The sequence below is a fragment of the Cetobacterium somerae genome, assembly GCF_022430525.1.
Taxonomy (GTDB): domain Bacteria; phylum Fusobacteriota; class Fusobacteriia; order Fusobacteriales; family Fusobacteriaceae; genus Cetobacterium_A.
In genome coordinates this window covers 1,699,577-1,722,395 of the sequence record NZ_CP092519.1, presented here as the reverse complement: position 1 = coordinate 1,722,395, position 22,819 = coordinate 1,699,577, and the positions used below count along the sequence as shown (strand labels likewise).

The following is a 22,819-nucleotide window of genomic DNA, read 5'->3' as shown; positions in this document are numbered from 1 at the left end:
AAAAAGGAGAGACTATGAACTTAATGTTAGGAGTTGGATTAGCTATAGTTGGGTTTGCAATAATATTTAGTATTATGTATAAAAAATCTACTATAGATAAGAAGATAGAGGAGCTTAATAACTTAGAAGATGAAAAGTTAAAAGCTAAAATAAAAGCTAAAGAAATATTAGAAAGAGCAGAAAAAGAATCTTTAGCAAAAAGTAAAGAGATAGAAATAAAAGCGAAAGAAACAGTTTACCAAATGAAAGAGGAAGCTGAAAAAGAGATAAAGATAGCGAAAAATGAGTTGTTACAAAAAGAGGGAAGATTAGCTAAAAAAGAGGAAACTTTAGAGTCTAAAATAGAAAAAGTTGAAAGCAGAGCTGTAGAGTTAGAAGAGATTAACCAACACTTAGAAAATAAGAAAACTGAAATAGAAGACTTAAAAAAGGTTCAAGAGGAAACTTTAGAAAGAATTTCAGAAATGACAAGAAATGAAGCTAAAGAGATGTTAATTTCTAAATTAAAAGATGATTTAGTTCATGAGACTGCTTTAGCAATAAGAGAATATGAGAATAAATTAGAAGATGAAAAAGATAGATTGTCAAAAAGAATTCTATCAACAGCAATAGGAAAGGCTTCTTCAGAATTCGTTGCAGATGCTACTGTATCAGTTGTAAATTTACCAAATGATGAAATGAAAGGTAGAATTATAGGTAGAGAAGGAAGAAACATAAGAACGATAGAGGCTTTAACAGGTGTAGATATAATAATAGATGATACTCCAGAAGCTGTTGTTTTATCAAGTTTTGATGGTGTAAAAAGAGAAGTTGCTAGAAGAGCAATTGAAAAACTTATAAATGATGGAAGAATTCATCCAGGTAAGATAGAAGAGGTTGTTAATAAATCTAGAAAAGAAATTGATAAAGATATTATCGAAGCTGGAGAACAGGCTCTTTTAGAGTTAGGAATTCCAGGAATGCATATGGAAATTATTAAAACATTAGGTAAGTTGAAATATAGAACAAGTTATGGTCAAAATGTTTTAACTCACTCGATAGAGGTAGCTAAATTAGCTGCAAATCTAGCAGCTGAGTTAGGTGCAGATACTAAGTTAGCAAAAAGAGCTGGACTTCTACATGACGTAGGAAAAGTTTTAGATCATGATATAGAAGCTTCTCATGCAATAATTGGAGGAGAGTTCTTGAAAAAATTTGGTGAAAAACCAGCAGTTATAAATGCTGTTATGGCTCATCATAACGAAGTTGAATTTGAAAGTGTAGAGGCTATTTTAGTTCAAGCATCAGATGCAATATCAGCTTCAAGACCAGGAGCAAGAAGAGAAACATTATCAACATATCTAAAAAGATTAGAAGGATTAGAAGAGATAGCAACTTCATTTGATGGAGTGGAATCTTCTTATGCAATTCAAGCTGGTAGAGAGATAAGAATTATAATAAATCCAGAAATTGTATCAGATGATGCAGCTACAAAAATGGCTAGAGACATAGCTAAGAGAATAGAAGAGACTATGCAGTATCCAGGACAAATAAAAGTAACAATATTAAGAGAAACTAGAGCTGTAGAGTACGCTAAATAAAATAAAAAAAGGAGAAAAACAATGTTTTTCTCCTTTTTTATTATGCCTTTATAGGATTAAATCTAGACTGGTAATCCTTTAATGAATCAAATGCAAATTTTGATAGAGGGAATACACCAGATAAATTAATAATAGTCATAAGAGCTAAACCAAGATCAGCAAGATTCCACATAAAGAAATTTTGTTGTATTCCTCCTATAAAGATCATTGAAAGAGCAAAGATTTTAAAAAGTATTTGTCCAAACTCTTTATCAGTTAAAAATTTAACATTAACTTTTCCGTAGAAGCAGATTCCTAAAAGAGTAGAGAAACAGAAAAGAAAAAGTATTATAGCTACAAATATTTCACCGAAAGTTGAACCCAGATGGTAATTGAATGATTTTTGTAATAACTCCATACCATTTAATCCATCTATAACAGAGGCTTTAGTAAGTAGCATAACTAAAGCTGTAGCTGTACAGATTATAAAAGTATCTACGAAAACTCCTAAGCTTTGAATTAATCCTTGCTGAACTGGATGAGAAACTGTAGCACTAGCCGCAGCACAAGGGGCACTACCTGTTCCAGCCTCGTTAGAAAACAACCCTCTTTTAACTCCTTGCATAATAATAGCTCCAATAGTTCCTCCAACTCCTTGTCTAATTCCAAAAGCTTCTGAGAATATTTGAGAAAAAACTTGAGGTAAAAGAGCGAAGTTTTTAATGATTATAAAAAAGACAATAACAAGGTACATTACAGCCATAATAGGAACTACTTTATCTAAAACTTTAGCTGTTTTATCTGTTTTTCCAAAGATTACAATAGCTGCTAATAGTGTTAAAAGAGCAGAAATAACCATTGGACTAATATTAAAAGCTACATTAAATGATTCGGTAACAGAGTTTGAAACAACTTGTAAAACTCCTGCCCAACAAATAATACCAGTTATTACAAAAGCAATACCCCAACTTTTTTTACCAAGACCATTTTTTAAAAAAAAGCAAGGACCACCATAAAAATGACCAGTTTTATCTTTTTCTCTAAATATCATAGCTAAAGTAGTTTCTACAAATGCTGTAGCAGAACCTAAAAAAGCAACAACCCACATCCAGAAAATTGAACCTGCACCACCAATAGAAATTGCACTGACAACACCCGCTAAATTACCAGCTCCAACTCTAGTTGCAGTACTTATACAAAAGGCTTGAAAAGGTGAAAGATTTTCAGAATCACTATTTGATTTATCCGTTAAAAGCTTGACCATATGCTTTAAAAAACGAAGTTGAACAAAATTGGTTTTTACTGTAAAGAAAACACCTGAAAAAATAAGTAAAACAACTAGTATATTTTTTCCCCAAAGAATTGAATTTAAAAAATTAACGATACTTTCTAAAATAAACATAATAAACTCCTCCTAAAAATTTTTTAAAAAAACAAAAAAGCCTGTGGATTTTATCCACAGGCTGTAATTTACCAGTTCTATGTAACAAATCCACTCACTACTATTAAAGTAACGCAAAATGGATTCGTATTTTTTCATGAAACAAAAATACCAATCCTAGGTTAAATAATAGTAGTAATATGCATTTGTATTAAAAACTATTTTTTGTTTCATTACTTTCCTCCTCATAATTATTTGAAGTATTATAACACAAATAAAAAATAATACAAGAAAAAAATCAAGGTTAGTGATTTTTTTAGAAGTAAAAGCCCAAAAAATGTATTGGATATATAGGTATAAAATGGTATAATAAATAATAATTTATAAAACTGATAAGGAATTGAAAAGGTGAGAAGATGTTAGTAAAAGCGTTACTTTTAATTGTTATTGGATCAATGATTGGATGGGTTACAAACTATATTGCAATAAAGATGTTATTTAGACCATATAAAGAGATAAATTTAGGGTTTTTTAAAATCCAAGGTTTAATTCCTAAAAGAAGACATGAAATAGGAATAACTTTAGCAGATACAATTCAAAATGAACTAATATCATTAGATGATATAACAAAAAAATTAGAAAATGCAAATTTAGACGTTGAAATGGAAAGAGTAATTGATAGTATATTAGAAAAAAAGTTAGCATCAGAGATAACAACGAGATTTCCAATGATAGCTATGTTTTTAAATGAATCAGCTTTAAATAAAATAAAAGATGCTATAAAAGGATCGATAATGGAAAATAAAGATCAAATAATTGGAATGTTATTTGAAACTTTAGAAAAAAATGTTGATTTTAAAGAGATTATAGTTGAAAAAGTAGATGGATTTTCTTTGGAAGAGCTAGAGAGAATAACTTTTTCTTTAGCAAAGAAAGAATTGAAACATATAGAAATAATTGGAGCTATTTTAGGTGGACTTATTGGAGTTGTACAATTTGTAATAACAGTTTTTATTTAAGGAGAAAAAATGGATAGGATAGTTTCTAATGAAGAGTTGGAATTTGAAGGAGAAGTTCAAAAAAATCTTAGACCAAAAAGATTAGCTGAATATATCGGTCAAGAATCACTAAAAGAAAAAATGAGTATTTTTATAGAAGCTGCAAAAAAAAGAGGTGGATGTATAGACCATATTCTTTTATATGGACCACCGGGATTAGGAAAAACAACTTTAGCAGGAGTAATAGCTACAGAGATGGGAGTTAACTTAAAAATAACTTCAGGCCCAATATTAGATAAAGCTGGAGATTTAGCAGCTATTTTAACATCATTAGAAGAGAATGATATATTATTTATTGATGAAATTCATAGATTGAATACGTCGGTAGAGGAGATTTTATATCCAGCTATGGAAGATGGAGAGTTAGATATTATTATTGGAAAGGGACCTTCAGCAAGATCAATAAGAATAGAGTTACCGCCATTTACATTGATTGGAGCTACAACAAGAGCTGGACTTTTAAGTTCACCTCTTAGAGACAGATTTGGTGTGGTTCATAGAATGGATTATTATAAAGAAGATGAACTTGAAGGAATAGTAAAAAGAGGTGGAGCTATTTTAGGGGTTAAGGTTGAAGAGGACGGAGCAAAAGAGATTGCACTAAGAAGTAGAGGAACTCCTAGAATTGCAAATAGATTATTAAAAAGAGTTAGAGATTATTGTGAAATTAAAGGAAATGGAGTTGTTGATTTAAATAGTGCAATAAAGGCGCTGAGCATTTTAGGGGTAGATAAGCAAGGATTAGACGAATTAGACAGAGATATTATAAAAGCTATAATAGAAAATTATGGTGGTGGTCCGGTAGGCGTTGAAACGTTAGCCTTAATGTTGGGAGAAGACAGAAGAACAATTGAAGAAGTGTATGAACCCTATTTAGTTAAAATTGGTTATATTAAAAGAACTAGTCGTGGTAGAATGGTTACAGAAAAGGCTTATAATCATTTTGAGATAAAGGAGTAAGAGGATGAAAATAAGTACAAAAGTTAGATATGGTGTAAAAGCGTTAGTATATATAGCTGAAGCTTCTCAAAAAGGGAATTTAGCTCGAATAAAAGAGATATCAGAATCAGAAGATATTTCAGTTCAATATTTAGAACAAATTTTATTTAAATTAAAAAATGAAAATATAATTCAAGGTAAGAGAGGACCAAATGGAGGATATAAACTTTCAATGGAGCCAGAGGATATAACATTACATGAATTGTATAAAATATTAGATGATGAAGTTAAAGTTATTGATTGTAATGAGAATAATAAAAGTAAAAATTGTTCTTGTGTAGACGATGAGTGCTCAACAACTTGTATTTGGAGTAAGTTAGATATAGCTATGACCAAAATTTTAGAGGATACAACTTTAGCAGAATTGATAAAAAATAAGGATATGATATAGGAGTTTATAGTGATAAGTGTTATAATATCTAAAGACAATATAGCAAATGAAATAATAGAAATAGTTGATAAAAATGATATAAATCATTTAAAAAATGCTTTTAGAATAAAAGTTGGAGAAATAATAAGAGCTGTAGATGGCGAATATGAGTATATATGTGAAGTTTTAAGTATAGAGAAAAAAATAATTGAAGCTAAAATTTTAGAAAGAAATGGAGATAGATTTTCTTCTGAAGTTTATATAGAAGCAGCTATAGGAATTTTAAAAAATGATAAAATGGATTTAACAATTCAAAAATTAACAGAGATTGGAATAAGTAAAATAACACCACTATTAACAAAAAGAGGTGTGGCTAAAATTACTGAGAAAAAAGATAAATGGGATTTGATAGTAAAAGAGGCTACAAAACAGTGTCAAGCAGTTAAGCTAGTGGAAATTGGAGAACCAAAAAAGTTAACAGAATTAAATTATGAAGAGTATGATTTAATGTTTGTTCCATATGAGTGTGAGGATAAAAATTCGCTGAGAAACACTTTAAATAGATTTGAAAATAAACCTAAGAAAGTTTTGTATATAATTGGTCCAGAGGGGGGATTTGATAAGGAGGAGATTGAGTTCTTAACTGAGAAAGGTGTTATGCCTGTATCTTTGGGGAAGAGAATATTAAGAGCTGAAACTGCCTCAATTATAGTAGGAGGAATATTAGTAAATGAATTTTGATAATAAAAAAGTAGCTTTCTATACACTAGGATGTAAAGTTAATCAATATGAAAGTGAAAGTATAAAGAATCAATTAATTAAAATAGGATACGAAGAAGAAAATTTTGAAAATAAATCGGATATTTATATTGTTAATTCATGTACGGTAACAAGTATAGCTGATAAAAAAACAAGAAATGTATTAAGAAGAGCTAAGAAAATGAATCCTGAATCAATTGTTATTGTTACAGGTTGTTATGCTCAAACAAACTCAAAGGAATTATTAGAAATTGAAGAGATTGATTTTGTTGTTGGAAATAGTAATAAAAGTGGTTTAGTAGATTTCATTCAAGACATTGAAAATAAAAAATCAAAGGTATTAACAGAAAATATTTTTGAAGAGAGAGCTTATGAAGAATATGAGTTTGCTACTTTAAGAGAGATGTCAAGAGCATATATAAAAATACAAGATGGATGTAATAATTTTTGTTCATATTGTAAGATACCATTTGGTAGAGGGAAAAGTAGATCTCGTTCTTTAGAAAGTATCTGCAAAGAGATAGAGGTATTGACAAAAGAGGGATTTAAAGAGTTTATTATCATCGGAATAAACTTAGGTGCTTATGGTGAAGATTTAGATTCTGATGTTAATTTAGAAACGCTTTTAGAAACAGTAGTTAAGTTAGAAGGTGTTGAAAGAGTTAGAATAGGTTCTATGTATCCAGATAAGATATCTGATAGGTTTATAGAGATTATGAGAGAAAATAGTGATAAATTAATGCCGCATTTACATATATCATTACAATCTTGTGATAACACAGTTTTAGAAAGAATGAGAAGAAATTATGGTGCAGAACTTATTCAAGAAAGATTATTAAAGCTTAGAGAAAATGTTGAAAATATGGAATATACAGCAGATGTTATCGTGGGATTCCCAGGAGAAACAGATGAGATGTTTAATAACACGTATAAAGTAATAAAGAATATAGGATTTTCAGATTTACATGTTTTCCAATACTCAGATAGAGAAAAAACTTTAGCAAATACATTTACAGATAAAATTGATGGAAATGTAAAAAAGAAAAGAGCAGAAGTTTTAGAAACTTTAAGAAAAGAGATGGGAAAAGAGAGAAGAGAAAAATATATAGGAAAAGATTTAGAAGTTTTAGTTGAAGAGATAAAAGAAGATGGATGTTCATATGGATATAGTCAAAACTATTTAAGAGTAAAAACTTCAGAAGCAACAGCTGGCGTTAATGAATTAGTAAAAGTAGAAATTTCAAATTTAGAAAAGGAGTTACTAATTGGAAATGAGAAGGGAAAAAGGGTTTAGTAGACAAAAGAAGACAACAAGAAAAGCAGGAAAAGCTCTAGGAGGCTTACTATTAGCGATAATAGTTATAGGTATATTAGGTGTATTTTTAACATATAATTTAAATAAGACTAATAAAAATTTAGAGAATTGGGAAAGATATGCAATAATAGGTAAAAATAATATTATTGTAGTATACGAAGATAAGCTAGCAGTGAAAATACCCTTTGATGTTCAAGTAGATAAGGAAACAACAATAAAAAAATTAGTGGATTCTAAAAACTATAAAATGGTTATAGACTCAATAAATAATTTTTTACCTGAAAAAGTTCAAAATTATAAGGTTATAAAATATAGTGAGATAGCTTTAAATGTAAAAAATGCAAGAAATATACCTGAAATGGTGATAGATGATAAAAAATATATTTTAACTTCAGGAACACAATCTTTATTTGCTGATTTATATGGTGGAGAACTAAAAGGTTCAACAAATTTAGTTGTGGATATATTAAATGCAAATGGAGTTGGAGGTTATGCTAGAAAAACCGGAGAGAATTTAAAGAATAAATTAGCTTTAACTTATACGGCAGCTAACTATGAAAAAAATACAAACTATAGCTTGATTAAAATTAATGAAATTAGTAAAGAAAATGTTGAAAATATATTGGCTAATGTCAATGAAAAATACTTTAAAATAAAAGAAGATAGTGATATACCAACGTTAGCAAGTGTTGTTCTAATACTTGGAAAAGAAAAGGATATTGATTTTAAAATTGAAATTAAAGGTACTAGTGCAGAAGCTAAATCAGCTTTAAAAGAGTTAGAAAGTTCTGGATATAAGAATGTTATATTAAAAGAAGATTCTAAAAAGTTAGATAAATCTGTAATAGAGTATAATGGTGAAGATTATTATACAGCATTAAAAATTGCAAAAAAATTAAATATTAGTAATATGTTAGAAAATAACAGTTTAAGCAATAAGATAAATATTTTAATAGATTAGAATTAAAAGGAGTGGAAATGCTAGATTTTATCTCAATTTTATTTATTTTTATATTGGATAACATTCCTCAAACAACATCAAAAGGATTTTTAATAATGCCATATTTGGCTTATTTATCTTATAGAAAAGATAAAAAAATAGCATTTTTATTTCCATTATTGGCAATTATATTAGCTCTTCATTCGAGAGAACCTGCATTTGCTTTTTTGTTCATAGGAATAAATATAATTTTTTACCACCTATATTTTATAAATTTTGATTATAATATTGGAAATCTTTATATACTTTCACTTTTACAAATAATAGTATGGAAATTTTTTATAAAAAGTCCATTTGTAATAGTTAATATTTTATTTCTTTCAGTATTTTATTTTATAATTAATTTATTATATATGAGGAGAGCAACTAAGTGAAAAAAGATCTTGGAATAAAGTTAGGGAAAAGTTTCGAATTTAGAGGGGAAATATATAAAGTATTTATTTTTTTAGTATTTGTATTATTAGGAAGTAGAATGGCATACTTACAGATTTTACAAAAAGATAAATATAATTATTTAGCTCAAAAAAATAGAGTTAAATTAAGAAAAATTGATGCAGAAAGAGGAAATATATACGATTCTAATGGAGAATTAATAGTTACTAATACATTAGGATACAGGTTAGTATATTTGAATCAAAGAGTAGTAAGTAATGACCAATTAAAAGAGATGAGTGAAGTAACTGGTTACAGTGAAGAATATTTACAAAAGAGGATAAAGTATGGAGAAATAGTACCATATACTAAAGAAAATATTTTAGTGGAAGATTTAGATTTAGATCTAGCTCACAAATTAATGGAAAAAATTGGAGATTATCCATATTTAGAAGTTCAAAGTTACTCTAAAAGAAAATATATATACGACTCATTAGCAGCACATACAATTGGATATGTAAAAAAAATAACAGAAAAAGAGTATGAAAGTTTGAAGGAGGATGGATATTCTCCAAGAGATATTGTTGGAAAAACTGGAATTGAAAAAATTTACGATTCTCAAATGAAAGGAAAACCAGGATATGATTATATTGAGGTTAATGCTTTAAACAAAGCACAAAAAATTGAGAAAAGTAAAGATCCAGACCCAGGATATAATTTACACTTATCTCTAGATATGAGATTGCAAAAGTATATGGAACAAGTTTTTCAAGAGGAGAACTTATCAGGAGCTTTAGTAGCAATAGAAGCTCAAACTGGAAAAGTGTTAACATTAGTAAGCTACCCAACATATTCACTGACAACATTTAGTTCTAAAATTTCTCAAGAAGATTGGAATCAAATAACAAACGATCCAAGAAAACCTTTAACAAATAAAAGTATATCTGGAGAATACCCACCTGGATCTGTATTTAAACCATTTTCTGCATTTGCATTTTTTAATAATGGGCTAGATCCAAAAACAAAAATCTTTGATAATGGTGTTTATAGTATTGGAAAATGGAGTTGGAGAGCTTGGAAAAAAGGTGGACATGGAACAGTTGATTTTGAAAAATCTATAGTGGAATCTGTAAATCCATATTATTATAAATATGCTGATCAATTTGGGCATGAACCGATTATTGATGTGGCAGGAAGTTTTGGGTATGGAAAGTTATCTAAAATAGATGTTTTTGGTGAGAGAGCAGGAATATTACCAAGTGAAAAATGGAAAAAGAAAAGATTTAAACAAGGTTGGTTTAAAGGAGATACGATAATTTTATCAATAGGGCAAGGATATCTTTTGGCTACACCTATGCAAGTTGCAGTATCATATATGGGGCTTGCAAATAGAGGAAAAGCTTATGTGCCTCATGTTGTAGATTATATGGAAAATGGTAATGAAAAAGTAGAAATAAAACCGGAGGTTTTGTATGAAACAAATTATCCAAGTTGGTATTATGATGTTTTAAATAAAGCATTAATAAATACCGTTGAAAAGGATAATGGAACAACAAAAGCATTAAGAACCCCTGGATTGGTTATAGGAGCAAAAAGTGGATCATCTCAAAATTCGAGATTTGATGAGACTCATGCTCTTGTTGCAGGATATTTTCCAGCAGACAAGCAACCTAAGATTGTCTTTACAGTTCTGTTAGAAGGAGCTGGAGGAGGAGGTCGTGTTGCTGGAGGAGTTGCTAAAAAATTTGTGGACAAATATTTGGAATATTACAATGAGGAGATGAAATGAATTTAGAAAATATTGTTGAAAAGGAGAAAGAAGCAACAAAGAAAAAAACAAGACGAAGAAAATATTATAATAAACCAAAGCAAGGAGAAAAGACTCCAAACACTGAGGTTTTAAATGAAACTAAAAAAATTAATGATGTGAAAACTGTTGAGGTTAAAACAACTCAGCAACAAAGACCTCAAACACCTAAAAAAAGAGTTCCAGTAAAAAAAGTTGAAACTGAAGAAGAGGTTAAAAAGCCGATTTTAAAAACTGAAAAAGAGGAAAAAATGTATGTTATTCCTTTAGGTGGATTAGATGAAATTGGAAAAAATATGACTTTAGTTCAATATAGAGATGAAATTATTATTATTGATTCTGGAGTTACTTTTCCAGATGATGGATTATTAGGAATAGATTTAGTTATCCCAGATTTTAGCTATATTGAAAGTAATAAAGATAAAATAAAGGGGTTATTTATAACTCATGGTCATGAAGATCATATTGGATCAGTTCCTTATTTATATCAGAAAATAGATAAAAATGTACCTCTTCATGGAGGAAAGTTAACATTAGCATTAATAAAGGCTAAATTTGAAAGTGGAGAAGTTTCAAAAATTCTTCCTAAAATGAGAGAGGTAAAGGGAAGAGATAAAATAAGAGTCGGAAAATATTTTGAGATTGAATTTGTAGGTGTTACACATTCGATAGCAGATGCTTATGCGGTTGTTGTTACAACTCCAGCAGGAAGAGTAATGTATACAGGAGATTTTAAAATTGATTTAACACCAGTTGATGGAGATGGCGTAGATTTTTTAAGGCTTGCTCAAATTGGTGAAGAGGGAGTAGATTTATTACTTTCAGATTCAACAAACTCAGAAATAGATGGATTTACTCCATCTGAAAGAAGTGTAGGAGAAGCTTTTAAAGTTGAATTTGCAAAAGCAAAAGGAAGAATTATAATAGCTGCATTTGCATCTCACGTACATAGACTTCAACAGATTGTAAATATAGCTCATGAACATGGAAGAAAAATTGCGATAGATGGAAGAAGTTTAATTAAAGTTTTTGATATAGCAGCTACTTTAGGTTATTTAAAACTTCCTGAAAATATTATGATAAATTTATCAGATGTTGATAAAATGAGAGATAACAAAGTTGTTATTCTATGTACAGGAACTCAGGGTGAGCCGATGGCAGCACTATCAAGAATAGCTAAGAATATGCATAAACATACAAAAGTAAAAGAGGGAGATACTGTTATAATCTCAGCAACTCCAATTCCAGGAAACGAGAGAGCTGTTTCAAATAACATAAATAGTCTTTTAAAATATGAAGCAGAAGTTGTATTTAAAAAAATAGCTGGAATACACGTTTCAGGACACGCAAGTAAAGAAGAACAAAAATTAATGCTAAACTTAATAAAACCTAAACATTTTATGCCTGTTCATGGAGAGTTTAAAATGCTAAAAGCTCATAAGGAAACGGCTATAGAAACTGGAATTCCTAAAAGTAATATAGTAATAGCAACTAATGGAAGTAAAGTAGAAGTAACAAAAACTAGTGCAAAGATAAAAGGAAAAGTTAATGCAGGAGCTACATTGGTTGATGGTCTTGGTGTTGGAGATATTGGACATATAGTTCTAAAAGATAGACAACAGCTATCACAAGATGGAGTAGTAATTGTAGTATTTGCTTTAGATAAGGAAACAGGAAAAGTATTAAGTGGTCCTGATATCGTTACTAGAGGATTTGTATACTCAAGAGATTCTGATGAAATATTAAACGAAGCTAATGAACAGATAAAAGTAAAACTAAAAGAGTTTGAAAATAGTGCAATAAAAGATTGGACAGTAATAAAAAATAGCGTTAGAGATGTAGCAGGAAAGTTCTTCTATAATAGAATTAAAAGAACACCAGTTATTCTACCAATAATTATGGATGTATAATAAAAAATATAATTAAAGATAAAGAGGAGATAAAATGAGTTTAACAAGTAAAAAAAGAGCATTTTTAAGAAAGAGAGCTCACAATTTGGAGCCAATATTTAGAATAGGGAAAGAGGGATTCTCTGAAACATTAGCACAAGGAGTTTTAGAGGCATTAATTCCAAGAGAACTTATTAAAGTAAAAATACTTCAAAATTCGGAAGCGGATAAAAATGAAGTAGCTTACCAAATAGCTGAAATAATCGAAGCAGAAGTTGTAGGAATAATTGGAAGAACAATAATATTCTACAAAGAAAATCAAGATAAACCAACAATATCACTAGAATTAAAAGCAGTTAAATAAAAAATTAAAAGAGAGTGGGGAAACTATGGAAAAAGGAATAATTTTAGGAAATAGAATTCTAGATGTAGTATTTATAGCTTGGTTTATAGCCCAGTTTTATAAAGTTATAACTACAATATTTATTGATAGAAAGCTAAATATAAAAAGAATTTTTGAAACTGGAGGAATGCCAAGTTCCCACTCTTCAACTATGGCATCATTAAGTACGGCTATAGGATTAGCTCATGGAACACAAAGCACAATATTTGCTATTTCATTTGTTTTAGCTGGAGTAGTAATGTATGATGCTGCTGGAATTAGAAGAGCAGCAGGAAAACATGCAGGACTTTTAAATACTCTATTAGATAGATTTGCAGCAAAAGTTGGAGAAAAGTTACATGATGAGAAATTAAAAGAGCTTTTAGGACACAGTCCGTTAGAAGTATTAGTAGGGGCTATATTAGGAGTGGTTGTAGCTTTTGTGTTTAAAGGTTATATTCAAGCTTAAGGATGGAAAAAGATGAGGGTAGATAAAGAATATATTAATAAGTTACAAAAGGAAAGCCAAGAAATTAGAGATACTCTTGTAGAAATTACAAGTAAAAATGGTGGACATTTAGCACCAAACTTAGGGGTAGTTGAATTAACACAATCAATAGTTGAAGTTTTTGATATACCAAAAGATAAACTTTTATTTGATGTTGGACATCAATCATATGTTTATAAGTTATTAACAGGAAGAAAAGATAAATTTAAAACACTACGAACGAAGGGCGGAATAGGTCCTTTTTCAGATCCAAAAGAAAGTAATTTTGATTTTTTTATAGCAGGACATGCAGGGAGTGCTCTATCTGCTGGAGCAGGAATTGCTAAAGCAAATCCTGAAAATAAAGTTATTGTAGTTATAGGTGATGCATCAATAGCAAATGGACATTCTTTAGAAGCATTAAATAATATTGGAGAAAACCTTAAAAATTTGATAGTTATATTGAACGATAATGAAATGTCTATAGGAAAAAATGTAGGTTCATTATCTAAATTTTTTGGTAAATTAATGGTTAGTAATGCATATATGAATATAAGAAAAGATGTAAGAAGTGCTATAAGTAAAGGAAAAGTTGGAAATCAAGTAAAAAGTGTGTTAGAAAGAATAGAACACTCTGTAAAACAGTTTTTTTTACCTTCAAGCATATCAGAAGTTTTAGGATATCAATTTTTAGGCGTAATAGATGGCCATAATTTAGAGGAATTAATAAAAACTTTAATAGTAGCAAAAGAAATGGAAGGACCTGTTTTTATGCATGTAAAAACAGAAAAAGGTAAAGGTTATCAATTAGCTGAAGAAAATAAAGAGAAATTTCATGGAATATCTCCGTTTAATCCAGAAACAGGAGAGGTTGAATCAGGTGGAAGAACATATTCTAATATTTTTGGATCAAAATTAGTTGAATTAGCTGAAGTTGATAAAAATATTTACGCTATTTCAGCAGCAATGGTAAAAGGAACAGGATTAGGAGAGTTTCAGAATAAATTTGAAGATAGATGTATAGATGTGGGTATAGCAGAAGGACATGGAGTAACATTTTCAGCAGGACTAGCAATATCAAATAAAAAACCTTATGTAGCGATATATTCAACATTTTTTCAAAGAGCTTTAGATCAATTGATACATGATGTAGGGTTACAAAATTTGCCAGTCAAATTTATAATAGATAGAGCTGGAATAGTTGGAGAAGATGGAAAAACACATCAAGGTATACATGATATAAATATGTTTTTAAGTATGCCAAACTATCGAGTACTTGCTCCAACAACAGGAACAGAATTAGAAGAGATACTTGAATTTTCAAAGGATTTTAAAGATGGACCTCTAGCTATTAGATTTCCAAGAGGAAAGGCTTTTGAGTTGGATGGAATTTTAAGAGATAAATTTGAATTAGGTATATGGAAAGAAGTTAGAAAAGGAAAGAAAAATCTTTATTTAGTAACCGGTGCAATGTTAAAAGAAATTGTTGATATAGAAGCAGAACTTTTAAGAAAAGGACTAGATGGAACTATAGTAAATTGTTCATCTATAAGACCTTTAGATGAAAACTTTATTCTTAATGAATTTTCAAAATATGAAAATATATTCACATTTGAAGATGGTTATGAAAGAGGTGGATTCGGTAATGAAGTATTGAGATTTTTAAATGAGAAAAAAATGAAAATTAATATAAATATAATAGCTTTAGATAGCGTGGCAATACCTCATGGGTCAAGAAATGTACTGTTAGAGGATTATGGTCTAAGAGGTAAAAAACTAATAGAGAGAATTGAGGGTAGCATTAATGGCGAAAAATAGTAATGCACTGAAGTTTATAAAACTTCTATTAAACCATGAAATGGTTTTAGATTTAGATCATCATGATGATCAAGGAGTAAAAGTAACAACTCACACTTATGATGTACTAAAAATATCTTTTGAAGAGATCAGAAGAGATTATAGAGATTTAAAAGAAGCAAGAGAAAAAGTAGACTTTTTCTCTATTGTAGTTGGTGTAATAATTCATGATTTGAGTAAGGGAAGTATAAGAAAAGCTGATGAAAAACTTTCTCATTCTCAAATGATGATAAAGAAACCTGAATATATTATCAAAGAAGCTGAAAGAGTTTTATCAGAAATAGAAGAGATTTTAAATTTAAAAATTGTAGATAAAATAAAGAAAAATATAACTCATATTGTAATCTCACATCATGGTAAATGGGGAAAAATCCAACCAAACACAAAGGAAGCTCATATAGTTCATAGAGCTGATATGTATTCAGCTAAATATCATAGAATAAATCCAATTGGTGCAGATAAAATTTTAAAGCTTATGAGTGAAGGTGTAAATATTGACGAGGTAGCTAAAAAATTTAACTGTACTACTGGAGTTATAAAAGATCGTTTAAAAAGAGCAAAGCATGAACTTAGACTTAAAAATACAAAGCAGTTATTAGGTTATTATAAAAGTAAAAAGAAAATCCCTATAGGAGATGATTTTTTTACCAAAAGAGTTAGAGAAACTGAAAAATTAATAAAAGCTGTTGATAGATTAGGGTTTGAAAATCTTATTTTAGAAAATCCATTACTAAATTATTTAGAGGATGATAAGATTTTTGAAAAGGAAGGAAATTAATGAAAGAAAGAGTAGATGTTCTACTAGTTGAAAAAGGATTTTATGAAACTAGAGAAAAAGCAAAAAGAGCAATTATGGCTGGGTTAGTTATAATAAATGATAAAAAAATAGATAAACCTGGAACATCTATAAAAATAGATGAAGAACCTATAATAAGAGTTAAAGGTGATGCTTGTAAGTATGTTAGTCGTGGTGGATTAAAACTTGAAAAAGCAATAAATGTTTTTAACCTAGACTTACAAGGTAAAAGAGTTCTTGATGTAGGATCTTCAACAGGTGGATTTACAGATTGTTCACTACAAAATGGAGCATCTTTTGTATATGCTGTAGATGTAGGAACAAATCAATTGGATTGGAAATTAAGAACAGATAACAGAGTAAAATCGTTAGAAAATACTCATATTAAAGATTTAACTTTAGATGAATTAGATAACGAAAAAGTAGATTATATTGTTATGGATGTATCATTTATATCTATTACAAAAGTAATAGAACATCTTGTGAAATTTTTTAAAAATGATACAAAACTTATGGCATTAATAAAACCACAATTTGAAGTAGGAAAAGAAAATATTGAAAAAGGTGGAATAGTAAAAGATAGTAAGAAACACATAATGGCAATAGAAATGGTTATAGAAGAAGCTAAAAAATCTGGACTTAGGTTAAAAGCACTAGATTTTTCACCAATAACAGGTACAAAAGGAAATGTTGAATATATTTCTATATTTGAAATAGGAGATGAAGAGTCGCATATCAACATAGAATCAGTTGTAAAGCTAGGAAAGAACTTGGGAGGAGCCATATGATAAAACTGTTAAGAAATACTGGAGTAGCACTACTTTTATCTGGAATTATGATTGTGAATACAGTTCCATCATATTCTGTAGATAATGGATTTATTTCAAATATAAAAGAATTAAAAGAGCTTTCAGATATTATGAATATAATAAAAGAAAATCATGTAGGAACTGAAAAAGATCCAACTAATACAACTCTTATGCAAGGTGCATTAAAGGGAATGATGGAATCACTAGATGATCCTCATTCTAATTATTTTACAAAAGAGGAGTTAGAAAGTTTTAAAGAAGATATTGAAGGTAAATATGCAGGTGTGGGAATGGTAATTCAAAAAAAAGCAGATGAACCTTTAATTGTAGTTTCACCAATAGAAGATACACCAGCATATTTAGCTGGAATAAGAGCTAAAGATAAAATTATAGCAATTGATGGAGAAAGTACATATAAATTAACAAGTGAACAAAGTGTTAAAAAGTTAAAAGGAGAACCAGGAACTTCAGTAAAACTTACAGTTTATAGAGAGGAAGCAAAAGAAACTAAAGATGTTGAGTTAAAAAGATCAATTATTCAGTTAAAGTATGTAAAAAGTAAAATGATTGGAAAAGATATTGGTTATTTAAGATTAACACAATTTGGTGAAGATGTATATAAAGACGTACGTAAAGACTTGGAAGGTTTAATCAAAAAAGGCGCTAAAGGTATTATTCTCGATTTAAGAAGTAACCCAGGAGGATCTTTAGGTCAAGCAGTAAAGATATCTTCAATGTTTATTCCAGAGGGAAAAATAGTTAGTACAAAAGGAAAAACAGGAGATGAAGAGATAGCATATAGGGAAGGGAAATATTTTGGTGATTTTCCTCTAATAGTTTTAATAAATGAAGGAAGTGCCTCGGCGTCTGAAATTGTTTCAGGTGCTATAAAAGATTATAAAAGAGGTATTTTAATAGGAGAGAAATCATTTGGAAAAGGAAGTGTTCAAACATTATTACCTTTACCAGATGGAGATGGAATAAAATTAACAATAGCTAAATACTATACTCCTAGTGGAGTATCTATTCATGGAAAAGGAATAGAGCCTGATATCTTAGTAGAAGAAAAAGATGATTTCTTATTCTTTAATGGTTTCGTTACAAATATAAATGAAGATGAAACAAAAGAGAATAGAAATGAGATAATAAAAGAGGTTAAAGGAGAAGAAGAAGCTAAAAAAATAATTTCAAAAGGAGATATTCAACTAGATAAAGCAGTTGAAGAGATGAATAAACTTTTGGAGAAAAAATAGGAAGAAATGAGGTAGAAAATGCTGTATATAGTAGCAACACCTATAGGAAATTTAGATGATATAACTTTAAGAGCTATAAAAACTTTTGAAGAGGTAGATTTTGTTTTTGCAGAAGATACGAGAGTAACAAAAAAGTTATTAAATCATTTAGGAATAGAAAAAATCGTTTATAGATATGATGAGCATACAAAAATGCATCAAGTCTCAAATATTGCAAATATGTTAGAAAATGGCAATAAAATTGCGCTAGTAACAGATGCAGGAACTCCTTGTATATCAGATCCTGGATTTGAAGTAGTTGATGAAGCTTTAAAAAGAGGAATAAAGGTTATACCAATTCCAGGACCGAGTGCAATGACAGCAGCAGCTTCAGTTGCTGGAATTTCAACTAGAAGATTTTGTTTTGAAGGGTTTTTACCGAAGAAAAAAGGTAGACAAACTCTTTTAAAGTCTTTAGCAACTGAGGAGAGAACTATTGTAATATTTGAGTCTCCTCATAGAATTGAAAAAACACTGAGAGATATAGAGACTTTTATTGGTATAAGAGAAGTTGTAATAGTAAGAGAGATTACAAAGATTTATGAAGAAATATTAAGAGGAACAACCACTGAATTAATAGAGAAACTTTCAAAAAATCCTGTAAAAGGAGAAATAGTTCTTTTAATAAAGGGTAATGAAAAATAGAGGTGAGAGATAATGTCAATGACAAAAATTAACTGGTATCCAGGGCATATGAAAAAAACGAAAGATTTAATTAAGGAAAATATGCCATTGATAGATATTGTTCTTGAAGTTGTAGATGCAAGAATTCCTTTATCAAGTAAAAATCCTGATATAGCTGGTTTTGCAAAAAATAAAAAAAGAGTAATTGTAATAAATAAATCAGATTTGGTTACAAAAGAAGAGATTAATTTCTGGAAAAAGTTTTTTAAAGAAAATAATTTTGCAGATGAGGTATTAGAATTATCAGCAGAAACTGGTTTTAATATGAAGACTCTTTATACAATTATAGAAAAAGTTTCTAAAGAAAAAAAAGAAAGATTATTAAAAAAAGGATTAAGAAAAGTTAATACAAGATTAATGGTAGCTGGAATACCAAATGTTGGAAAATCTAGATTAATCAATAGAATAGTAGGAAAGAATAGTGCTGGAGTAGGAAATAAACCTGGATTTACTCGAGGAAAACAATGGATTAGAATAAAAGAGGGATTAGAGTTATTGGATACTCCAGGAATTTTATGGCCAAAATTTGAAAACCAAGAGGTTGGATATAATTTAGCAATAACTGGAGCTATTAGAGATGAAATACTTCCAATAGATGAAGTTGCTTGTGTATTAATAGAAAAGATGTTAAAAATGGGAAAGAAGCATATTTTAAAAGAAAAATATAAACTTTTAGATGAAGATTTTGATCAAGTTAGTGGTGCAATAATAGAGTCAATAGCTCTTAGAATGAATATGTTACAAAAAGGGGGACACTTAAATGTTCAACAGGCAACATATACACTTTTAAGAGATTATAGAGCTTGTAAATTAGGTAAGTTTGGCTTGGATATGGATATAGCGGAAGAGATTAAAAACTTATATAAGTAGGAGAAAAAAGATGAGTTGCAAATTAGATTTAGATTTAAATTTGGTTGAACAGATATTAGTTAATTTTTTAAAAGAGGAAGCTAATAAAGTTGGATTTTCTAAAGTTGTTCTTGGATTATCAGGAGGTATAGATTCTGCATTAGTAGCATATTTAGCTGCAAAAGCTTTTGGACCAGAAAATGTTTTAGGTATACTTATGCCTTATAAATCTTCAAGTAAGGAAAGTGTTGAGCATGCTAAACTAGTAGTAGAAGATTTAGGAATAAAGTCAAAGTTAATAGAGATAACTCCAATGGTTGAACCATATTTTCAAATGAATCCAGATATGGATGGATTAAGAAAAGGAAATAGAATGGCAAGAGAAAGAATGTGTATTTTATTTGATTACTCTGCTAAAGAGAAAGCTTTAGTTTTAGGAACATCAAATAAAACGGAGATGTTATTAGGATATAGTACACAATTTGGAGATGCAGCATCAGCTATTAATGCTATAGGAGATTTATATAAAACTCAAGTATGGGAATTATCAAAACATATGGGAATACCACAACCATTAATAGATAAAAAGCCAAGTGCTGACTTATGGGAAGGTCAAACTGACGAGAGTGAACTAGGATTTTCATATAAATTAGCAGATGAAATTTTATATGATTTAGTAGATAAAAGAGAGAAAAAAGAAGATATTGTGAAAAATGGTTATCCAGAAGATATTGTTAATAAAGTTATTTGGAAAATTAAAATGTCTCAATATAAAAGAAAACTTCCTTTAATAGCAAAGATATCTACTAGAACAATAGGAAGAGAGTTTAGATATCCAAGAGATTGGGGAGTATAAACATAAAGGAGGGTTAGATTTGAGAGGGGAAGAGCAATTAAGAGAAGAGTTACAGGAATTTCAAAAAGAAAAAGAAAGAATTAGAAATATTGTAGGTCAAATAGGTGGAGCAAATAGTAAGCAAAATAAAATTATAAATACACTTTTAATAGTAATAATAGCAGCATTATTAATTTTTGGTGGAGTATTTAATAGAATAACTTCAACCCTAGCAGTTCAAGTAGCTATTTTATTTAGTGTGATAAAATTAATATGGATGTTTTACGAATCACAAAAGGCTAGTCATTTTCAATTTTGGATTTTAAACTCTTTAGAGTTCAGGATAAATGAAATTTATAAAAAAGTAAAAAAAATAGAAAAAGAGTTAGAAAACTTAAAAAAAATAGAGGAGTTTAAAGAAGATGATAAATAATTTTAAAACTGCTGAAGAATTAATGAGAGCAAGATATAACGCTTTTGAAAATGGTGATATAGAATTTATAGTGGAAACTCATCATCCAGAAACTAAAGGGGATATGGATATTGAAGAAACGAGAAAATGGGCATTAAATTCAGAATGGTTAGGATTAGAGATAGTTTCTACTGAAGCTGGAACTGAGTCTGACTTAGAGGGAATTGTTGAATTTAAAGCTTTATATAAAGAGAACGGACAAGAAGTTGTTCATCATGAAAAAAGTAAATTTATAAAAGTAAATAATGAATGGCTATATTATGGTTGGTTACCTCTTCAGGGAACAATCGTAAAAGAGGAAAAAATAGGAAGAAATGATCCTTGTACTTGCGGGTCGGGAAAAAAATATAAAAAATGTTGTGGGAAATAAAAAAAATTATTTAGGGAGAGTAGAGAATGAAAATTGCTATTATTGGTTATCCAGACTCAGTAAAAAAAATTTTAAAAACTCTAGAACCACAATATTCTCACATAGTATTTTTACCTTATGAAATAAAACAATTGAGGGACTCTGTAGAAAATCTAAAAGATTTAAAGGGGAGAGTAGATGGAGTGTTTTCTACGGGAATAGGTGTTCATTCAGAAATAGTGAGCAAATTGGGGTTAAATGTACCGATGGTTTATTCAAATAGAGAAGCTGGTAGTATTTTAAAAGCTCTCTGGGAAGTAAGAGAAAATTATTCGAATATAAATGATTTAAAAATTGGTTTTGATATAGTCGAAAAAGAAGTTTTGTTGGATACTCTTGATGAATTCGGAATAGCATTAGATAAAGTTGATGTTCAAGAATATAAAGAAGATAAAACAGAATTAGATTTTTTAGATGAACATATTAAAAATTTGTCTAAAGGTGAAGTCCATTGTATATTAACAGCTTTTGGATATGTTTATGATTATTTTAAAAGTAAGAAAAAACCAGTTTATAGATTACAGTCAACAAAAAACGAAATTAGTAATCAAATGAAAGTATTACTAAAAGATATAAAAATTAATGAAAATTCTAAAAATAGAATTGGGATAAAAATAATAAAAATTATTAAAAAGAATAAAAAAGAAGAGAGTGAAAAAGATAGAATAGTCTTTGAGAAGAGTTTGAATGAAATATTTTTAAGATATTCTAAAAATATACATGGTAATTATCAAGAGTTTTCAGAAGATGAATATATATTTTTTACAACTCAGAAAATATTAGAAACTAAAGAAAATGAAATTAATTTTTTAAAAGTAGTAAATGAAATATATTCTTTAGGAGCTAAGGTAGCAGTTGGAATTGGATATGCAGAAAATATTCAAGGAGCCACAATAAATGCTAAAAAAGCTTTGAATATAAGTTTAGTAAATGATAAGGGAGAAATTTTTCTATTTTCAGATAATAAAATAAGAGGACCTCTTTATAAAAAAACTAGATTTGATTATTCAACCAAAATAAGTGAAAATTTTGAAAAAGAAGCTAAAAAAATAGGAATAACACCAAAATATTTATCTAAATTGAGAGCGTTACATGAAACTTTTGGGAAAAGAGAGTTTACAAGTAAAGAACTTTCTGAGATTTTAGAAATAACTGAAAGAAGTGTGAATCGAATAATTAAGCCTATTATTTCAAGTGGTTATGCAGAAATAATAGAGTATGAAGTTTGTACAAGCGCAGGTCGTCCAAGAAGAGTTATAAAATTTAACTTTTAAATATTAAAGAGATGAAAAAATTCATCTCTTTTTATATTTTTTGTATAATCTATGTTAACAGTTCTTAAATAGAACAATACAATTTAAAAAGAAATAAAAAATTCGAAAAAAACCTTGACATAATAGTAAAAAAATAGTATTATTTCTAATGTAAATTAAAGTCC

General features: G+C 28.8%; 23 protein-coding genes. 22 read left to right on the top strand and 1 reads right to left on the bottom strand.

Features of this window, described 5'->3' with window-relative positions; genetic code table 11:
* The first annotated feature begins 14 nt into the window (after positions 1 to 14).
* Entirely contained in the window at positions 15 to 1,580 is a 1,566-nt protein-coding gene (gene rny / locus MKD34_RS08020) for a ribonuclease Y (protein WP_240218992.1), read from the top strand.
* Positions 1,581 to 1,620: 40 nt separating this feature from the next.
* Here the strand turns inward: rny and MKD34_RS08015 are convergent, their stop codons facing one another.
* A complete protein-coding gene (locus MKD34_RS08015) occupies positions 1,621 to 2,961 on the bottom strand; it encodes an alanine/glycine:cation symporter family protein (RefSeq protein WP_240218991.1) in 1,341 nt (446 codons plus the stop codon).
* Positions 2,962 to 3,356: 395 nt separating this feature from the next.
* Between MKD34_RS08015 and MKD34_RS08010 the strand changes: the two genes are divergently transcribed.
* The 21 genes from MKD34_RS08010 to MKD34_RS07910 are packed head-to-tail and all read left to right on the top strand — an operon-like array spanning position 3,357 to position 22,655.
* Positions 3,357 to 3,959, top strand: coding sequence for a DUF445 domain-containing protein (locus MKD34_RS08010; RefSeq protein WP_023050288.1), 603 nt, complete (start codon positions 3,357 to 3,359; stop codon positions 3,957 to 3,959).
* A gap of 9 nt (positions 3,960 to 3,968) precedes the next feature.
* Positions 3,969 to 4,958 (top strand): Holliday junction branch migration DNA helicase RuvB, encoded by a 990-nt coding sequence (ruvB, locus tag MKD34_RS08005; protein WP_240218989.1) that lies wholly within the window; start codon positions 3,969 to 3,971, stop codon positions 4,956 to 4,958.
* Positions 4,959 to 4,962: 4 nt separating this feature from the next.
* Complete coding sequence (locus MKD34_RS08000) at positions 4,963 to 5,388, top strand: RrF2 family transcriptional regulator (protein WP_240218988.1); 426 nt, start codon at positions 4,963 to 4,965, stop codon at positions 5,386 to 5,388.
* Between the two features lie 9 nt (positions 5,389 to 5,397).
* Entirely contained in the window at positions 5,398 to 6,108 is a 711-nt protein-coding gene (locus tag MKD34_RS07995; protein ID WP_240218987.1) for an RsmE family RNA methyltransferase, read from the top strand.
* The gene (gene mtaB / locus MKD34_RS07990; RefSeq protein ID WP_240218986.1) at positions 6,098 to 7,420 is read left to right on the top strand and encodes a tRNA (N(6)-L-threonylcarbamoyladenosine(37)-C(2))-methylthiotransferase MtaB; all 1,323 of its coding nucleotides are present in this window, start codon (positions 6,098 to 6,100) and stop codon (positions 7,418 to 7,420) included. Before MKD34_RS07995 ends, mtaB begins: the two co-directional genes overlap by 11 nt.
* Positions 7,398 to 8,402, top strand: a complete 1,005-nt coding sequence (locus MKD34_RS07985) for a LytR family transcriptional regulator (RefSeq protein WP_240220101.1) — start codon at positions 7,398 to 7,400, stop codon at positions 8,400 to 8,402. The genes mtaB and MKD34_RS07985 overlap by 23 nt, the downstream gene beginning before the upstream one ends.
* 17 nt (positions 8,403 to 8,419) lie before the next feature.
* Positions 8,420 to 8,815 carry a hypothetical protein gene (locus tag MKD34_RS07980; RefSeq protein WP_240218985.1) on the top strand — a complete coding sequence of 132 codons (396 nt, stop codon included), beginning with the start codon at positions 8,420 to 8,422 and terminating at the stop codon, positions 8,813 to 8,815.
* On the top strand, positions 8,812 to 10,602 hold the full coding sequence (gene mrdA / locus MKD34_RS07975; RefSeq protein WP_240218984.1) for a penicillin-binding protein 2: 1,791 nt from the start codon (positions 8,812 to 8,814) through the stop codon (positions 10,600 to 10,602). The genes MKD34_RS07980 and mrdA overlap by 4 nt, the downstream gene beginning before the upstream one ends.
* Positions 10,599 to 12,530, top strand: coding sequence for a ribonuclease J (locus tag MKD34_RS07970; RefSeq protein ID WP_240218983.1), 1,932 nt, complete (start codon positions 10,599 to 10,601; stop codon positions 12,528 to 12,530). The genes mrdA and MKD34_RS07970 overlap by 4 nt, the downstream gene beginning before the upstream one ends.
* A gap of 34 nt (positions 12,531 to 12,564) precedes the next feature.
* A complete protein-coding gene (gene yhbY, locus MKD34_RS07965; RefSeq protein ID WP_240218982.1) occupies positions 12,565 to 12,873 on the top strand; it encodes a ribosome assembly RNA-binding protein YhbY in 309 nt (102 codons plus the stop codon).
* Between the two features lie 25 nt (positions 12,874 to 12,898).
* Positions 12,899 to 13,360 carry a divergent PAP2 family protein gene (locus MKD34_RS07960; RefSeq protein WP_240218981.1) on the top strand — a complete coding sequence of 154 codons (462 nt, stop codon included), beginning with the start codon at positions 12,899 to 12,901 and terminating at the stop codon, positions 13,358 to 13,360.
* Positions 13,361 to 13,372: 12 nt separating this feature from the next.
* Positions 13,373 to 15,196: a 1-deoxy-D-xylulose-5-phosphate synthase gene (dxs, locus tag MKD34_RS07955; RefSeq protein WP_240218980.1), complete on the top strand. Its 1,824-nt coding sequence runs from the start codon at positions 13,373 to 13,375 to the stop codon at positions 15,194 to 15,196.
* Positions 15,183 to 16,013 carry an HD domain-containing protein gene (locus MKD34_RS07950; RefSeq protein WP_240218979.1) on the top strand — a complete coding sequence of 277 codons (831 nt, stop codon included), beginning with the start codon at positions 15,183 to 15,185 and terminating at the stop codon, positions 16,011 to 16,013. The genes dxs and MKD34_RS07950 overlap by 14 nt, the downstream gene beginning before the upstream one ends.
* Positions 16,013 to 16,819: a TlyA family RNA methyltransferase gene (locus MKD34_RS07945; protein WP_240218978.1), complete on the top strand. Its 807-nt coding sequence runs from the start codon at positions 16,013 to 16,015 to the stop codon at positions 16,817 to 16,819. Before MKD34_RS07950 ends, MKD34_RS07945 begins: the two co-directional genes overlap by 1 nt.
* Entirely contained in the window at positions 16,816 to 18,093 is a 1,278-nt protein-coding gene (locus tag MKD34_RS07940; RefSeq protein WP_240218977.1) for a S41 family peptidase, read from the top strand. Before MKD34_RS07945 ends, MKD34_RS07940 begins: the two co-directional genes overlap by 4 nt.
* Positions 18,094 to 18,111: 18 nt before the next feature.
* Positions 18,112 to 18,777, top strand: a complete 666-nt coding sequence (gene rsmI / locus MKD34_RS07935) for a 16S rRNA (cytidine(1402)-2'-O)-methyltransferase (RefSeq protein WP_240218976.1) — start codon at positions 18,112 to 18,114, stop codon at positions 18,775 to 18,777.
* 12 nt (positions 18,778 to 18,789) lie between these two features.
* Positions 18,790 to 19,686 carry a ribosome biogenesis GTPase YlqF gene (ylqF, locus tag MKD34_RS07930; protein ID WP_240218975.1) on the top strand — a complete coding sequence of 299 codons (897 nt, stop codon included), beginning with the start codon at positions 18,790 to 18,792 and terminating at the stop codon, positions 19,684 to 19,686.
* Between the two features lie 10 nt (positions 19,687 to 19,696).
* On the top strand, positions 19,697 to 20,521 hold the full coding sequence (locus tag MKD34_RS07925; RefSeq protein WP_240218974.1) for an NAD+ synthase: 825 nt from the start codon (positions 19,697 to 19,699) through the stop codon (positions 20,519 to 20,521).
* Positions 20,522 to 20,540: 19 nt separating this feature from the next.
* Positions 20,541 to 20,933: a hypothetical protein gene (locus tag MKD34_RS07920; protein WP_240218973.1), complete on the top strand. Its 393-nt coding sequence runs from the start codon at positions 20,541 to 20,543 to the stop codon at positions 20,931 to 20,933.
* Complete coding sequence (locus tag MKD34_RS07915) at positions 20,923 to 21,342, top strand: YchJ family protein (protein WP_240218972.1); 420 nt, start codon at positions 20,923 to 20,925, stop codon at positions 21,340 to 21,342. Before MKD34_RS07920 ends, MKD34_RS07915 begins: the two co-directional genes overlap by 11 nt.
* A 26-nt stretch (positions 21,343 to 21,368) precedes the next feature.
* Positions 21,369 to 22,655 carry a hypothetical protein gene (locus MKD34_RS07910; RefSeq protein WP_240218971.1) on the top strand — a complete coding sequence of 429 codons (1,287 nt, stop codon included), beginning with the start codon at positions 21,369 to 21,371 and terminating at the stop codon, positions 22,653 to 22,655.
* Positions 22,656 to 22,819: the final 164 nt, after the last annotated feature.